At 39.6% G+C, this 356-nt stretch carries 1 protein-coding gene; it reads left to right on the top strand.

Annotation, left to right across the window (positions count from 1 at the left end; genetic code table 11):
* Positions 1–356: PfkB family carbohydrate kinase (locus tag GQR39_RS20090; RefSeq protein ID WP_240918234.1), on the top strand; the 356-nt coding region annotated here is incomplete at both ends.

The raw sequence follows: 356 nt of genomic DNA on the forward strand, positions 1-356 counted from the left end.
ATGTTGGTTCAGTAAGTTTAGCGAATACAGGTTCACTACATGCTGCAGGCAAAGGCGTTAACGTTGCAAAAGTACTTTCTGATTTAGGTGCTGAAGTCACGGTAACAGGGTTTTTAGGGCGAGATAATGATACGTTATTTTGTGCATTATTTAGTGAGATGAATGCTCAAGATGAGTTTATCCGCGTTGACGGTTCAACCCGAATTAATGTCAAATTAGTCGAAAAAGATGGGCAAGTTAGTGATATTAATTTCCCTGGTGTTGAAGTGTCTGAACAAGCGATCACTGACTTTGAAAGGTGTTTATTTACGTTAGCTGAAACGCATCACTTTTTTGTACTGGCGGGAAGTTTACCT

This window comes from Pseudoalteromonas sp. C8, assembly GCF_011378685.1.
Lineage (GTDB): Bacteria > Pseudomonadota > Gammaproteobacteria > Enterobacterales > Alteromonadaceae > Pseudoalteromonas > Pseudoalteromonas arctica.